Annotated in this window: 17 protein-coding genes and 1 tRNA gene; 10 read left to right on the top strand and 8 right to left on the bottom strand. The window is 65.7% G+C overall.

From position 1 onward, the window contains the following. The first annotated feature begins 171 nt into the window (after positions 1 to 171). The 3 genes from MU521_RS01935 (at position 172) to MU521_RS01925 (ending at position 1,686) form a co-directional block, all read left to right on the top strand. Positions 172 to 387, top strand: coding sequence for a ribbon-helix-helix domain-containing protein (locus MU521_RS01935; protein ID WP_092659232.1), 216 nt, complete (start codon positions 172 to 174; stop codon positions 385 to 387). A 166-nt stretch (positions 388 to 553) separates the two neighbouring features. Further along, positions 554 to 832, top strand: coding sequence for a UPF0058 family protein (locus MU521_RS01930; RefSeq protein ID WP_092686485.1), 279 nt, complete (start codon positions 554 to 556; stop codon positions 830 to 832). 134 nt (positions 833 to 966) lie between these two features. Continuing rightward, positions 967 to 1,686: a hypothetical protein gene (locus MU521_RS01925; RefSeq protein WP_139171013.1), complete on the top strand. Its 720-nt coding sequence runs from the start codon at positions 967 to 969 to the stop codon at positions 1,684 to 1,686. Between the two features lie 11 nt (positions 1,687 to 1,697). Here MU521_RS01925 and MU521_RS01920 read toward each other — a convergent pair whose 3' ends face one another. Genes MU521_RS01920 through MU521_RS01910 form a run of 3 tightly spaced genes read right to left on the bottom strand, consistent with a single transcriptional unit; the run spans position 1,698 to position 4,260 of the window. Further along, a complete protein-coding gene (locus tag MU521_RS01920) occupies positions 1,698 to 2,855 on the bottom strand; it encodes a thiolase family protein (RefSeq protein WP_092686487.1) in 1,158 nt (385 codons plus the stop codon). Then, the gene (locus tag MU521_RS01915; RefSeq protein WP_092686488.1) at positions 2,852 to 3,268 is read right to left on the bottom strand and encodes a Zn-ribbon domain-containing OB-fold protein; all 417 of its coding nucleotides are present in this window, start codon (positions 3,266 to 3,268) and stop codon (positions 2,852 to 2,854) included. Before MU521_RS01915 ends, MU521_RS01920 begins: the two co-directional genes overlap by 4 nt. Next, positions 3,265 to 4,260, bottom strand: coding sequence for a hypothetical protein (locus MU521_RS01910; protein WP_139171014.1), 996 nt, complete (start codon positions 4,258 to 4,260; stop codon positions 3,265 to 3,267). The genes MU521_RS01915 and MU521_RS01910 overlap by 4 nt, the downstream gene beginning before the upstream one ends. Positions 4,261 to 4,547: 287 nt before the next feature. On the opposite strand from MU521_RS01910, the gene MU521_RS01905 reads away from it, so the two are divergent. From MU521_RS01905 to MU521_RS01895, 3 genes are read left to right on the top strand one after another with little or no spacing between them, the layout of a single operon-like run. After that, positions 4,548 to 6,506, top strand: coding sequence for a 3-hydroxyacyl-CoA dehydrogenase/enoyl-CoA hydratase family protein (locus MU521_RS01905; protein WP_092686490.1), 1,959 nt, complete (start codon positions 4,548 to 4,550; stop codon positions 6,504 to 6,506). Continuing rightward, the gene (locus MU521_RS01900) at positions 6,507 to 6,992 is read left to right on the top strand and encodes a PaaI family thioesterase (RefSeq protein ID WP_092686491.1); all 486 of its coding nucleotides are present in this window, start codon (positions 6,507 to 6,509) and stop codon (positions 6,990 to 6,992) included. Beyond that, the gene (locus tag MU521_RS01895; RefSeq protein WP_092686492.1) at positions 6,989 to 7,435 is read left to right on the top strand and encodes a MaoC/PaaZ C-terminal domain-containing protein; all 447 of its coding nucleotides are present in this window, start codon (positions 6,989 to 6,991) and stop codon (positions 7,433 to 7,435) included. Before MU521_RS01900 ends, MU521_RS01895 begins: the two co-directional genes overlap by 4 nt. Before the next feature lie 20 nt (positions 7,436 to 7,455). Here the strand turns inward: MU521_RS01895 and MU521_RS01890 are convergent, their stop codons facing one another. The 3 genes from MU521_RS01890 to MU521_RS01880 are packed head-to-tail and all read right to left on the bottom strand — an operon-like array spanning position 7,456 to position 10,049. Further along, positions 7,456 to 7,977, bottom strand: coding sequence for an Lrp/AsnC family transcriptional regulator (locus MU521_RS01890; RefSeq protein ID WP_092686493.1), 522 nt, complete (start codon positions 7,975 to 7,977; stop codon positions 7,456 to 7,458). Positions 7,978 to 8,028: 51 nt separating this feature from the next. Beyond that, complete coding sequence (locus tag MU521_RS01885) at positions 8,029 to 8,904, bottom strand: alpha/beta fold hydrolase (protein ID WP_092686494.1); 876 nt, start codon at positions 8,902 to 8,904, stop codon at positions 8,029 to 8,031. An 11-nt stretch (positions 8,905 to 8,915) separates the two neighbouring features. Then, the gene (locus MU521_RS01880; protein WP_092686495.1) at positions 8,916 to 10,049 is read right to left on the bottom strand and encodes an acyl-CoA dehydrogenase family protein; all 1,134 of its coding nucleotides are present in this window, start codon (positions 10,047 to 10,049) and stop codon (positions 8,916 to 8,918) included. A gap of 173 nt (positions 10,050 to 10,222) precedes the next feature. On the opposite strand from MU521_RS01880, the gene MU521_RS01875 reads away from it, so the two are divergent. After that, positions 10,223 to 11,206, top strand: coding sequence for an MBL fold metallo-hydrolase (locus MU521_RS01875; protein ID WP_092686496.1), 984 nt, complete (start codon positions 10,223 to 10,225; stop codon positions 11,204 to 11,206). A gap of 27 nt (positions 11,207 to 11,233) precedes the next feature. On the opposite strand, the gene MU521_RS01870 is transcribed toward MU521_RS01875, so the two are convergent. Continuing rightward, positions 11,234 to 11,545: a hypothetical protein gene (locus tag MU521_RS01870; protein ID WP_245681115.1), complete on the bottom strand. Its 312-nt coding sequence runs from the start codon at positions 11,543 to 11,545 to the stop codon at positions 11,234 to 11,236. A gap of 155 nt (positions 11,546 to 11,700) precedes the next feature. Between MU521_RS01870 and fer the strand changes: the two genes are divergently transcribed. The 3 genes from fer to MU521_RS01855 all read left to right on the top strand — a co-directional run bounded on the left by fer (position 11,701) and on the right by MU521_RS01855 (position 13,725). Further along, on the top strand, positions 11,701 to 12,372 hold the full coding sequence (gene fer, locus MU521_RS01865; protein WP_092686497.1) for a ferredoxin Fer: 672 nt from the start codon (positions 11,701 to 11,703) through the stop codon (positions 12,370 to 12,372). Positions 12,373 to 12,444: 72 nt separating this feature from the next. Next, the gene (locus tag MU521_RS01860; RefSeq protein ID WP_092686498.1) at positions 12,445 to 12,822 is read left to right on the top strand and encodes a putative zinc-binding protein; all 378 of its coding nucleotides are present in this window, start codon (positions 12,445 to 12,447) and stop codon (positions 12,820 to 12,822) included. Positions 12,823 to 12,975: 153 nt separating this feature from the next. After that, complete coding sequence (locus MU521_RS01855; RefSeq protein WP_092686499.1) at positions 12,976 to 13,725, top strand: MBL fold metallo-hydrolase; 750 nt, start codon at positions 12,976 to 12,978, stop codon at positions 13,723 to 13,725. A 504-nt stretch (positions 13,726 to 14,229) separates the two neighbouring features. On the opposite strand, the gene MU521_RS01850 is transcribed toward MU521_RS01855, so the two are convergent. Continuing rightward, positions 14,230 to 14,304, bottom strand: a tRNA-Glu gene (locus tag MU521_RS01850). Between the last annotated feature and the right edge of the window lie 101 nt (positions 14,305 to 14,405).

The following is a 14,405-nucleotide window of genomic DNA, read 5'->3' as shown; positions in this document are numbered from 1 at the left end:
CGTATCGGTCCGGCGACTGCTTGCCGAATGTGGAACCCTGATGCCGTATTTCGGAAACAGAACGCGCGCGTGTGAAAAGACAAGTTTGCGAATGCTGACGAAATCTTTCACGCGAACCGAAGAACCCCCGTCAGAGTTAAATACCCCTCAGTCGAAACCTCGAATGTTCAAATGCCGAAGGCAGAGATAACCGTCCCCGAACACCTCGAGATGCAGATCGCTCAGCTCGTCGAGAAAGGGGAGTTCCTGAACCGCGAAGAAGCCATCGAGGACCTCCTCTCGACCGGTATCAAGGCGTACAAGACCAGCGGCCCGGTCGACGACGACGAGGAGGCCGGCCTCGAAGACGACGGGATGATGGGACACGACGACGAGTACGTCTTCTGACAGACCAGGGAGCCACCGCGGGTCCGACTGCTCGCGCCTGGGGCCTGTCGCCGTCGGCCGGAAGGAGCTGCCGTGGGCTCTCGACACGCCCACAGAGAGTGTGCGGACCTGTGGCACGGGTTGTCAAAAACCCTTAAACAGTGCTTTTGCGTATGTTACAGTAGAGATGCACAAAGACGAACTGCTCGAACTGCACGATCACATGGTGCAGATCAAAGATTACTTCTCGGATCTGGAGGACGTCGATTCGGAGCTTTTCGACCCGTACGAGGAACTCGACGTGACGCCCAACGACGTACACAAGTCCAAAAGCGAACACAAACACGCCGTCTTCGTCCTCGGGAACGCGCTGGCCACCGCGATGAGCGAGGACGAGTTCTCCGACGCCGGCCGGATCGGCAAGCGGATGAAGGAACTCGCCGAGGACGCCGAGAGCAAACTCTAATCCGGGTACATCGGGCGGGCTGGGATCCCCGGGGAGTCGCATCGCGCGCTGGAACGGCTGGGACGTTCCCGTTCGTTTGATTTGTTCGGAAACCAATGGGTTGATGACCCCCGGGAGTGGTTGTATCGAACGAGATGGCGTCCCTCCACCACGCGACAGTTATAGCCGTGCTGACGTTCGTCGTCCTCGTCAGCGGCGCCGGCATCGTCCCCGGAACGGGGGCCACGTCGGTCGGCGAGCAGGCGGTCTCGATCCAGTCGGACGCGCTCGACGCGATGGAATCGGTCGACAGCTACCGGGCGGTCACGAACATGGACGTGTCTATCGGCGCGAACCGCACGTTCACGAACGTCACGACGCTGGCCAACCGGTCGCTGGCCGCGACGAGCGTCTACAGCACCGACAGCAACGACACCACTCACGTCGTCGACGACCGGGCCTACCGCAACACCAGCGACGGCTGGGAGCCGTTGCCCAGCGAGTCCGCCGACGTGAGCGACCCCGCACGCGCCCAGGCCGCCCTCCTGACTGCAGCGACGGTGACCGACTTCCAGCGGGCCCGGACGAACGGTCGGCTGACCTACCAGCTCGAACTGGCCCCACGGAACAGCACCCTCGCGGGAATCCTGGCGGACCAGCCCGGCAACGGGATCGAACGGGCCGGGCCCGTGACGGTACTCGACCGCTCCTACGAGATGCACGTGAACAGAACGACACACCGAATCCAGCGGGTCGAGATGACGCTGAAGTTCCGGCACCGATCCGAGACCGGCCGCGCCACGATGGTGACCTGGTTCACCGGCTACAACGAGACGGTGCCGACGGTGCCAGACCCCGCGTCGCTCGAAAACTGAGACGCTGCGTCTCAGGGCCGCTCCAAAATGTTCACGCAGGATACTGCGCCGGTCGCGTTGCGGCCGATGCCGATGTTGTGCTGGAGGCCGACCTCCGGACTGTCGACCTGCACGTCACCGGCTTCGCCGCGCAACTGCTCGAAGATCTCCGCGATCTGTGCGACGCCCGTCGCGCCGATGGGGTGGCCCTTCGAGAGCAGGCCGCCCGAGGGGTTGACCGGCTTGTCGCCGTCGAGGTGCGGGCGTCCCTCGTCGACGAACTGGCCGCCCTTGCCGTCCTCGCAGAAGCCGAGGTCCTCGTAGGTGATCAGCTCCGTGATGGAGAAGCAGTCGTGGACCTCGGCCACGTCGATGTCGTCGGGACCGAGGCCGGCGCGTTCGTAGGCCTGACTGGAGGCCTGCCGCGTGGCCGGGAAGTTCGTCAACGCCTCCGGTGCACCCCGCTGGAAGGTGTCGCTGGCGAGCCCGTAGCCCGCGACCCGGATCGGATCGTCGGTGAACTCACGCGCGCGCTCCTCGCTGGTCACCAGCACCGCACAGGCCCCGTCGGTGACCGGACAGCAGTCGTAGAGATTCAGCGGGTAGGAGACCGTGGGGGACTCCTTCACGTCTTCGACCGTACACTCGAACTGCTGGTGGGCGTGGGGGTACTTCGTCCCGTTCTCGTGGTTCTTGACGCTGATCTCGGCGATCTGCTCGCGGGTGGTCTCGTACTCCTCGAGGTGGCGGGTCGCGCGCATCCCGAAGTACGCGGGCATGGTGACGCCGCGGCCGCGCCAGAGCCGTTCGAGGGCGGCGCTGGCGATCAGCCCCTCGGTGGAGTCGGTCATCTTCTCCGCGCCGATGACCAGCGCCACCTCGGCGTCGCCCGCCTTCACGGCCTGTGCCGCGTTCCGGAAGGCGTCGCTCCCGGTGGCACAGGCGTTCTCGACGCGCGTGATGGGGGTCTCGAACAGGCCGGTAGCGTGGGCGACGGCCGATCCGGACGAGCCCTCGTTGGCGATGTCGATGGTGCCGTACCAGGCGGCGTCGATGTCGCTCGGGTCGACGCCCTTGTCGACGTTCTCGATGAGCGAAAGGTACGCCGATTCGAGCAGGTCGTCGAAGCTCTGCTCGTACAGTTCGCCGAAGTCGATCATCCCCGCGCCGACGACGTGTGGATCCGTCATGCTTTCTCCTCCCGCGGAACGCTGAATTTGAACGAGTTGATCGGCCGCTCGCCGTCGCTGAACAGTTCACGGAAGCGTGCGACGACTTCGGTGCCCACGTCGATCTCTTCCAGATCGGTCTCGGTCAGCAGGCCGTAGGCCCGCGCCGGTTCGCCCTCGCCCTCCTGGGGCAGGTCGACGATGGCCACGGGCTGGGGCGTCTCGATGTCGTCGGGGAGGTACTGCTGGACGACGAACGTCTGGATCTCGCCGCGCTCCGCCAGCTGTACCTCCGCCATCTCGGCTGGGGCGTCCCCGCAGCGCTTGCAGGTTCGTTTCTCCTCGGGGAACGAGACCCAGCCACAGGCCTGACACTCGAAGCCGATCAGGTGCTGGTCCTGGCGCTTGCTCCGGTCGTACCGGGGGCCGCTCATGGCGTCTTCACCCCCTCGTAGTCGACGGGTTCGCGGTACTCCAGGTGTTTGGCGTAGGTCGTCTCCTCGCTGGCGTCCAGGTAGGTGGCGACCGACTTCGCGTCGGCGGTCCCGACGCCGTCGGTGGTCTCCAGTGCGACCGCGCCGGCACCGCCCGCGCCGTACGCGACGACGAGCGCGGTCTCACCGGTCACTGCGGTCTCCAGCAGGTGCGCCAGGTCGAGCAGTGCGGCGGCCGCACCGGCATCGCCGACCTGATCCCGTGTCGAGACCTGTTCGGCGTCGACACCACCGAGTGCGGCCCCGGAGAGTCGGTCGCTCGGCGCGGCGGCGACTGCCTTTGTGGGAGTCGCGCCGTCGAGTGCGCGCTCGGTGGCCGCGGGTGCGGCCTCGCCGACGCCGTGCCGCCCCTCGAACTTGGCGTCGCCCGTCTCGGCGGCCTCGCCGTGCCGGCGGTGGTGTTCGACGAAGCCGGTCGTCTCCTGCGCGACGCCGACGAGTTCGGCGGCGGGCTGGTCGGCATCGCGGTGGAGGACGATTGCACCCGCGCCCGCGCCGGCCTCGGCCACGTCGTCGCTGTCCGGGTCGGCGGGGAGCACGTCGACGCCCACTACGAGGGCTGGCGCGTCGTTCGCGGCGACGAACTCGCGGGCCGCCGCGAGCGCGTCGGTGGCCGCGCGGCGGCTCCCGCGCAGGTCCGTCGTCCGTACGTCGCCGGTGGCACCGAACCGGGAGGCGACGTGGGCCGCGATTCCGTGTTCCGCGAACGGGTCGCTCACGCTCGCGGTGACGACGGCACCGAGGTCCTCGCCGGCCACGCCGGCGCGGGCCAGCGCGTTGTCGGCGGCCTCACAGGCCATCGTGACGTGGTTCTCGTCGCGGGCCGGCACGGCGCTCTCGCCGCGGCCCCGGCCGCCGTGCTGGGCGGCCACTTCGCTCCTGTCGACGCGGTACAGCGGAACGTACCCGCCGTGACCGTCGATCACGACCATCTCGACCACCTCGCGGCGACCGGATCGATGCTGCGTTGCCAGTACATACCATTAACGCTCCACGAAGGCCTGGTAGTAATCCCTTCCGATGGAAGACGAAAAGCATATATACGAAACGTTGGAAGGCATCGCTGGGTTGCAACCCGTACCCGGTGTACCAGGCAGGTCTTAACACGATCACCTGCTCACCCCTCTCTACTTTACGACTGACGAGATACATCTAAATAAGTTTAACAGTGTTCCACCGCTCCGGTGGAGTTATACTGGTGGGGGTACAGCTACCCCGCATGTCAGTCGACGACATCGAGCGAGTCGCAGTACTCGGCGCCGGGAACATGGGTCACGGTATCACAGAAGTCGTCGCCATCGCCGGCTACGACGTGGTGATGCGTGACATCGAACAGGAGATCGTCGACGAGGGCTACGAGGATATCGAGTGGAGCCTCGAGAAGCTCTCCGAGAAGGGCATCGTCGATGAGGACCCCGACGACGTGATGGCCCGGATCGACACTGAAGTCGATCTGGAGACCGCCGTCGAGGACGTGGACCTCGTGATCGAGGCCGCGCCCGAGCAGATGGACCTCAAGAAAGACATCTACGGCGACCTCAGCGAATTCACGCCCGAGGACGCCATCCTCGCCTCGAACACCTCCTCCCTGTCGATCACGGAGATCGCGACGGCCACGGACAAACCCGACAAGGTCGTCGGGATGCACTTCTTCAATCCGCCGGTGAAGATGGATCTCGTCGAGGTCATCTACGGCGAGGAAACCACGGACGAGACGGCCGAGACGACCTACGACTTCGTCGAGTCCATCGACAAGACGCCGATATACGTCCGGAAAGACGTGAACGGCTTCGTCGTCAACTCGGTGCTGGGTCCGTTCGGCGACGAGGCCGGCTGGATGGTCAGCGCCGACGAGGCCACCATCCGCGAGGCCGACGCCACGATGGTTCACGAACGCGGCTACCCGATGGGGCCGTTCGAGCTGGGCGATTTGACTGGGATCGACATCGGTTATCACGTCCGGAAGGAAGCGGGCAAGCCGGTGCCGCCCATCGTCGAGGAGAAGGTCGAGGCCGACGAACTCGGCCAGAAGACGGGCAAGGGCTACTACGACTACGAGGACGGCGACGGGGCCGACTACGGCCACGAGGACGTGTCCGAGGACTTCGACTGGCTCCGCATCGAGGCCCGGATGGTCAACGAGGCCGCCAAGCTCATCGGCAACGACGTGGCAACCCCCGACGCCATCGATACCGGGATGCGTCTGGGCGCGGGCTTCCCCGAAGGTCCCTGCCGCCGCGCGGACAAGATCGGACTGGACCGGGTGCTGGAGAAACTCGAAGACCTGTACGAACAGACCGAGGCCGGCCGGTACGAACCCGCCGACTACCTCGTCGAACTCGTCAACAACGGCCACACTGGCGAGGACGCCGGGCAGGGCTTCTACGAGTACGGCGACGACGGCGGTGACCGCGAGTACCGCACCCTGAACGTCCTCCGCGAGGACGAGGTGCTGGCCATCGAACTCGACCGGCCCGAGCGGATGAACGCCCTGAACGAGGACCTGATGGACGAGATCGAACACGTCCTGAACAACGCCGACCTCGACGAGGTTCGCGTCGCGACCTTCGAGGGCGCAGGTGACCGCGCGTTCTGTGCCGGCGCGGACATCGGCGGCTTCGCCGGCGCGAAACCGTGGGAGCGGGGCACCATCACCTCGATGTTCGAGACGGTCAACGACTTCCCCAAGCCGACCATCGCCAAGATCGACGGCTTCTGTCTCGGCGGCGGCCACGAACTCGCGCTGGCCTGTGACCTCCGGGTCGCTACCACCGAGTCGGAGTTCGGCTTCCCCGAAATCAACCTCGGCCTCCTGCCCGGCGGCGGCGGCACCCAGCGCACGATGCGCATGATCGGCGAGGCACGCGCCAAGGAACTCGTCTTCCGCGGGGAGCGCATCTCCGCCGAGAAGGCCGAGAACTGGGGCCTCATCAACCGTGCGGTCGAACCCGAGGAGTTCGACGACGTGTGTGGCGAGTTCGTCGACGACATCGTCGAGGGGCCGCCGGTCGCGCTCGACTACGCCAAGAAAGTCATGAACCGGGGCGAGGACGCGAGTCTGGAGGCGGCGCTGACCATGGAGAGCCAGAGCTTCGGCCTGCTCCTGAGTACCGAGGACGTGCTGGAAGGCACCTCGGCGTTCGCCGAGGATCGCGACCCCGAGTTCGAGGGCAAATAGATGGGCGAGAACGGTGACGACGGCCCGGAGAGCCCGGTCGACATCGACCCGGACGCCCCAAGCGCGGAGGTGGCCGCCTACGTCCTGGAGAACCACGGCTACCTCTCGTGGCTGAACATCACGGTCGAGGACCTGGAGGCGGGCCGCGCGGTCATGCACCTGCCCTACCAGGAGAAACTCACGAACTGGGTGACGGGCACCATCCACGGCGGCGTGACCGCCACGCTGATCGACACGTGTAGCGCGTTCGCACTCCGGACCACGATGGACGATCCGATGGAGACGACGCTCGCGACGACGGATCTGGACGTGAAGTACGTCCGACCGGCGACCTCGGACATCGAGGTCGAGGCGGAGGTCATCCGCTCGGGCACGTCGACCGGCGTCACCCGCGTCACCGTCACCGGTGAGACCGACGAGGGCGACCGAAAGGTGGTCGCCATCGGTGCGACGACCTACCGACTCTTCACGGACAGTTCACTATGACAGAGAGCTACTTCGAGACGGTCGAGATCGGCGAACAGCGCGAGACACAGGCCCGGACGGTCACGGAGGCGGACGTGGTCAACTTCGCGGGTGTCAGCGGCGACTTCAACCACCTCCACACCGACGCGGAGACGATGGGCGAGTCGCAGTTCGGCGAGCGCATCGCTCACGGCATGCTCGTGTTCTCCATCGCGACGGGCCTGCTCTGGCAGTCCCGGTCGGAGCGAGAGAAAGAGGCCGTCGTCGCGTTCTACGGCATCGACAAAGTGCGGTTCGTCGGGCCGACGTTCATCGGCGACACGATCCACGTCGAGATCGAAGTCCTCGACAAAGAAGAACGGGAGCACCCGGTCGCGACCGGCGTGGTCCGGTACGACATCGACGTGGTCACCCAGGACGACGACACCGTGTTGTCCTGTGAGATGCTCTCGCTGGTGACCTGAGCGGAAGAGCGGACCGTTTCTCAGTCCTCTTCGTGGAGCGTCTCCAGGATCTCCGGATCGGTCCGGAACTTGAGGACGTTGTGGACGACGGAGTTGCGGAGGTTGTCGACGACCTCGCCGTGTTCCTTGTAGAAGTCGTGGATCCACTTGGACTCGGTCTCGCGGTCGGGGAACATCATCACCGACTTCCACTGGTACTCGCCGTCCGAGAGGAAGTACATCAGCGTGTTCGGCGAGTCCCGGATGTACTCCATGGCGTCGCGCCACCCCTCCTCGAAGTGCTCGGGGTTGATCTTGAACTCGAACATCCCGAAGATGAAGTACTCCTCGTTCGGGATGATCGCCTCGCGGAAGACGCCTTCCTCGCGCATCCCGCGGATCGACTCGCTGACCGTGACGTGGGACACCTCGATGTCGTGTTCCGTTTCGAGGATGCGCGCGAGGTCCCGCGAGGACAGCTGTGGGTCCCGTGATAGCTCGCGCAGTATCAGTACGTCCCGTTCTTTGAACTCCCAGTCCGGTGCGTCTCGTTCTCCGCTCACGCGTCTCCCTCCATCGTTTGAGTGGTGGTTTGTACGTTCATTTTACCCTTTTCACTTGGACACAAACTGCGACACTTCCTCGGCGAACCGCTCGGGGCGGTCCTCGACGACCCAGTGGTAGGCGTCGAGTTCGATCACCTCGCCCCCGACATCCTCTGCCAACCGCTTCCCGTACTCGAGGGGTTGCATCACGTCCTGAGCGCCCCAGAGGCAGAGCAGGTCGGCCTCGATCTCGTCGTAATCGATCTCGGTCGTGTGGTTGGTGTTGGTCGCGACCGCGTTCCGGGACAGCGACACCTGCCCGGTCTCGGTCGTCCACGGCGCGGCGATCCCCTCGACGAACGTCTCGTCGACGTCGTCGCCGTAGAGGCCCTGCCGGAAGGCCCCGTCGAGCATCGCCTGAAACTCCTCGGCGTCTTGCTCTGCCGTGTCCGGCAGGCCGAGGTTCGAAATGAACTCGACGGGCCAGGAGTCGTAACAGACGGCGTTGGCCATCACCAGGTCGGTCACCTCGTCGGGTCGGTGGGCGGCGTACCGGACCGCCGCGCCGCCGCCGATGTCGTGGGCGACCAGTGCGAACTCGTCGATTTCGAGTTCGTCCAGCAGGTCCCGGAGCATCGACTCCTGGGCGCGGACCGAGCGGTCGAACCCGTCGTGCATCGCCGAGTTGCCGTAGCCGAGCATGTCGGGGACGATCACCCGGCGATCCGTGGCCTCGGCGACCGCCGGGGCCACGTCCCGCCAGAGGTACGACCACGTCGGGATGCCGTGCAGGAAGAGGATCGGCGGGTCGTCGTTCGCGGTGTCGGCCTCGCCCTCGTCGGCCGAATCGAAGAACGCGACCGACAACTCGTGGCCGTCGACGGTGACGGCCGCGTCGCTTTGCTCGCTGGACCACTCGTCGTGTGTGTAGCGTGTCTCGGACATAGCGTGTGTCGTTAGAGGTGATCTGCGATGATATTCTTCTGAATCTCACTGGTGCCGTCGTAGATCTTGGTGATGCGGGCGTCCCGGTAGAACCGCTCGACCGGGTGATCGGTGACGTAGCCCGCGCCGCCGTGGACCTGGATGGCCTCGTCGGTCACGTCGACGGCTCGCTCGGAGGCGAACAGCTTCGCCATGCTGGCGAGTTTCGTCGCCAGCGCGTCGTCGCCCGAGTCGATGGCCGCGCCGGCGCGGTAGGCCATCGACCGGGCCGCCTCGACGTTCGTGGCCATCTCGGCGAGTTTGTGCTCGATGGCCTGGAACTCCCCGATGGGCTGGCCGAACTGCTCGCGCTCGTCGGCGTAGTCGAGGGCGGCGTCGAGCGCCGCCTGCGCGACGCCGGTGGCCTGTGCGGCCACGTCGGCCCGCGCCGGGGCGAAAAACTCCATGAGCTGGTGGAAGCCCCGGTCGACCTCGCCGACGACGTTCTCCTCGGGGATGCGCAGGTCGTCCAGCACGATCTCGGCGGTGTCCTGGGCGCGGATGCCCAGTTTGTTGTCGATGCGGGTTGCCTCGTAGCCGTCCACGTCGGTCGGCGTCAACAGCGCGGAGATGCCGCCGTGGCCCTCGCCGCCCGTCCGGGCCATGATGATGGCCACGTCGGCGACGGTGCCGTTCGTGATCCACATCTTCTGGCCGTCGACGACCCATTCGTCGCCGTCCCTCTCCGCGGTGGTCTCTATCCCCGCGACGTTGCTCCCGTGGGCCGGCTCGGAGATGCCCGTACAGATGGGTGTCTCGCCGGCCGTAATCCGCGGGAGCCACTGCTCTTTCATCCAGTCGTCGCCGTACTCCAGGAGCATCTCGGTCCCGAAGCGGGCGGCCGAGATGGACCCACCGATGCCGGGGTCGGCCCGCCACAACTCCTCGGTCACGAGGAGTTCGCTGACGGGGTCCATCCCCGCGCCTCCGTACTCCTCGGGGACGTTCGGTGCGACGAAGTCCAACTCGGCGGCCGCTTCGAGCAGGCCGCCCGGATACCGCTCCTCGGACTCGTACTCGCGCGCGACTGGGCGGATCTCGGCCTCGCCGAACTCCCTGACCGCCTCCCGGACGGCGCGTTGCTCCGCTGTCAGCCGGAACGACATACCGGCCCATCGTTACCATTGGAAAAATAAGTTCCGGGCGGAGAAAACGCCGTTAACTTCCTCGGCGACCGACGAAGTAGGCCAAACAGCGGCTATCACCGCGCAGTATGGTGAATCGGAGCGGATTTCCGGGCACGTCCGTTTTATGATGGTTCGACCTGTACGAGCGTTCGATGGAACGGATCACACTCGGAAACACGTACTTCGAGGGCGAGAACGACACCTATCTGTTCACTGGCGACCGGACGACGCTGATCGACACCGGCATCGCGACCGAGGGGACCCGCGAGCAACTCGCCGACAGCCTGGCCGAGTACGGCGTCTCGTTCGCCGACGTGGACGACATCTTTCTCACGCACTACCACGCCGACCACGCCGGCCTCGCCGCCGAAATCCAGGACGCTGGCGGTGCCACCGTCCACGCCCACCCCGAGGACGCGCCCCTGATCGAGGGCGACGACGAGGCCTGGGACGACTTCCGCGATCAGCAGCGCCGCGCCTTCGACGAGTGGGGGATGCCCGAGAACCGACAGGAGGCGCTGTTGACTGTCATGCAGACCGGCGTCGACCACCACGCGGCCGGGAGCGAGGTCGAAACCTTCGCCGACGGCGACCGCTTCGACGTGGGCGAGACCACGCTCGAAGTGATGCACACCCCCGGCCACACCGCCGGCCTCAGTTCCTTCGTCATGACCGACCGCAACGAGGTGTTCACCGGCGACGCCGTCCTCCCCGTCTACACGCCCAACGTCGGCGGTGCGGACGTGCGCGTCGACCGCCCGCTCGAACGATACCTCGACGCGCTCGGCAGAATCGCCGACGCGGATTTCGACCGCGCCTGGCCCGGCCACCGCGACCCCATCGACGACCCCACGGCTCGCGCCGAGGAAATCGTTCACCACCACGAGGAACGCGCGTATCGGGTCCTCCGAGCGCTCGACGACCTCGGTCCCGCGAGCGCCTGGAAAGTCAGCGACGAACTGTTCGGCGACCTGGAGAACATCCACGTCCTCCACGGGCCCGGCGAGGCGTCTGCCCACCTCGACCACCTGACCCGCGCGGGTGCCATCGAGAAAGACGACGACGGAACCTACACGCTCCCCGACGACACCCGGGAGCGGTTCCACGACCGCGACGACGGTCGCTGGCCGCTCTGAGCGGCCACACGCTGTCGCTCCAGTCGGTCAGGCCCCCTGCTCGGGGTCGGCCGCGAGGTCGCCGAACCCGGCGAGCCGGAACTCTCGCGAGTCGGTGCAGTCCTCGACGGCGGCGGCGAGGTTGCCCACCGTGTAATCGAACCGGTGCTCGAAGGAGTCGTAGCTGCCGTCGGCCAGTCGGTCGGTCACCTCCGCGACCGTGAGGTCCTCGCGGTACTCCTCGCGGAAGGCCGCGGCCTTCTCCGCCGCGGCCGCAGCCGTCTCCTCGTCGGCGTCGAACTCCTCGATCAGCGCCGTTTCCAGTTCCGACGCGAACTCGCTGTCTTCGGACTCGCTCATATGCGTTCGACCGGCGTCGTTTCACCTATTCGTTGTGGATTCCGGTCCGTCCCGAGGCTCGGCAACCCTCGCTCCATGTGTCGTGTCCACGTTCCTCACCCGGAATAACTTGTTGCGGAAGGAGGGGATTTATACGACAGAGCCGTAGGGAAGGCGTGGACTCCCCATTCGACGTTCTCGGGATCGATCCTGACGCCGACGACGCGGCGATCCGCGACGCGTACCGTCGGCGGGTGAAGGAAGCCCACCCCGACCGCGGCGGGTCCGCGCGCGAGTTCCAGCGCGTCAAGGAAGCCTACGAGAAGATCGAGAACGGATGGGAGCCCGACGAGCAGTCCGAGCCCAGTCCTCGACAGCCCGGCCAGTCGGATTCGAGCGCCGACGACAGGACACGCGAACCGGAGGGGACCCGCGTCGAGTACCTCAACTACGAAGTCCTCGGCGACCACGGCTGGGAACTCACCGACGAGGATCTCTTCGAGAAGGCCGCCGGTGCGCCCCTCGACGACGACGACTACGGCGAGTTGCGGGTCGAGGACAACCAGTCGCTGCTCGAAGCCGCCGAAGACGACGGCCACGCCTGGCCCTTCGCCTGTCGGGGCGGTGCCTGCACGAACTGCGCCGTCGCCGTCGTCGAGGGTGAGATGCCGACCCCGACCAGCCACATCCTCCCACAGGAGATGCTCGACCGCGGCATCCGCCTCTCCTGTATCAGTTCACCCGTCTCCGACGAGGCGAAGATCGTCTTCAACGTCAAGTACCTCCCCGGCGTCAACGAACTCCTCTTGCCGGCCAGTCGCTTCGAGGGCGCGTCGACGACCGATTGAGTGGTCCCGTCGCCGCCCGACCCCGACCTGTTCGGGACACCGCTTATCGCCCTGTCTAACGGAGCGTCGATCATGTCCGACGACTACGACGACCTGCCGCTGGCGGACGCCTGTTCCGGGTGTTCCAGCGCCGCACAGCTGGACAACGACCTCGCCGTCCGGCTCGACAGGGAACGCCTCGCCGAGATGTCCTGTATCGCCGGCGTCGGCGGCGACGTGGCTCCGCTCGTCGAAACCGCGAAAAGCGACCGCCCTGTCGTCGCCATCGACGGCTGCCCCCTCGAATGCGCGAAAAACTGTCTGGCGAACCACGACGTGACGCCAGATAGACACTCCCAGCTCACGTCCGAAGGGATCACCAAGGAGTACCACACCGACTACGACGAGGACGAAGCTGCGGCGCTACGTGACCGACTCGCCGACGAGGTCCCGAAGCTAGACCCAGTGTGAGGAGCCAGACGACCGCTCTGCGCATGGCTCCGACTCACTGCAGGGAAACGCGTTCGCGAAGGCCTGCAGGTCCGGTGGCCCGAACGGGACGGGGTCTTCGCTGTGTCTCCTCGATCGGCGTGTTTTATGCCCCCGCTGTCGTACTGTGGCACGATGACGGTTCGACTCGCGGGCCTCACGGTCGACTGGCTCGGATACGCCACACTCAGGATGACCGACGGCGAGACGGTCGTCTACGTGGACCCGGGTCGACACGGCGTCCTCAGCGGTCAGTGGGAACCCCACGCCGATGGCATCGGTCACCCCCCGAGTCAGGACTATCGGAAACAGGACGGCGATGTCGTCTGTGTCTCGCATGTCCATCACTACGATCCGGACGGGATCGAGCGCGTCGCCACCGAGGATGCAACCGTGGTCGCGTTCGAGAGTATCGCGGGGCTGGATGTCGATCACGACCTCCGAGCGATCCACGACCTCCCCTACGAGATCAGGGAGGTCGGGATGAAAGATACCCTCTCGGTGACTGGGGCGGACATCTGGACGACGCCGGCGTACAACCGACCTGAAGGCCCTCACATCCACCCGGACGGGACTCCGTATCACCCAGAGGGTTTCGGCTGTGGCTTCCTGGTAGAACTCGACGGGCGGAGCGTCTTCTGGCCGGGCGACACCGACGTGCTCCCTGGACATCGGACCCTGGAGGTCATGCTGTTGTGCCCGCCGATCGGTGGGAGTGGCCGGACGATGGACCAGCACGAGGCCGCAGCCCTCGCCGCGGAGATCGAGCCCACGCTCGTCCTGCCGATCCACTACAACACGTTCTCGAATCTCGAAGCCGACGCACGGACCTTCGCCGCCGACGTGGCCGAGGCCGGCGTCCCCGTCGTCCTCGACGAATCTTGACCTCTTCCCACCCCTGAACAGTAGTTGCTGATTCGGCAGATACCGCTTTTGACGAGCGCCCTCTGAGAACTCGAGATTTCCGTGCACCCGGTGCACGACACTCAGAACCAGTAAGCCGTGGGCTTTCGCCTTGTACTTCTGTACTACTCCGACAGGGATTCGAACCACGCGAAAACGGACCCGTTCGTTTCACTCACGGGTTGCGTTTTCTCTACCTCAAATCCCTTTCTGGAGCACTCGCTCCTTACCTTCGTTCGTCGCAGAAGTGCTCCGACAGGGATTTGAACCGAAGGAAGACGGTCGCTCACTTCGTTCGCGCTGCGACTTCCTGGGCTCAAACCGCTGATGAGTCGCAGTTGCTGCTCACGGTTGGTTCGCAGCAAAATGCTCCGACAGGGATTTGAACCGAAGGAAGACGGTCGCTCACTTCGTTCGCGCTGCGACTTCCTGGGCTCAAACCGCTGATGAGTCGCAGTTGCTGCTCACGGTTGGTTCGCAGCAAAATGCTCCGACAGGGATTCGAACCCTGGTCATTGCCGTGAGAGGGCAATATGATTGGCCGGACTACACCATCGGAGCGCACCGGCTTCGGGCGTCCCGCACGCCCTCGGCGCGTCTACTCCACGGTAACCGCGAGTTGTGTTTAACAGTTCCGTTTTCGGACCACCGTGGGCTGGCGT

Source organism: Halorientalis regularis, assembly GCF_023698535.1.
Classification (GTDB): domain Archaea; phylum Halobacteriota; class Halobacteria; order Halobacteriales; family Haloarculaceae; genus Halorientalis; species Halorientalis regularis.
The sequence above is the reverse complement of the archived record's forward strand: the minus strand, read 5'-3'. Positions and strand labels throughout refer to the sequence as shown.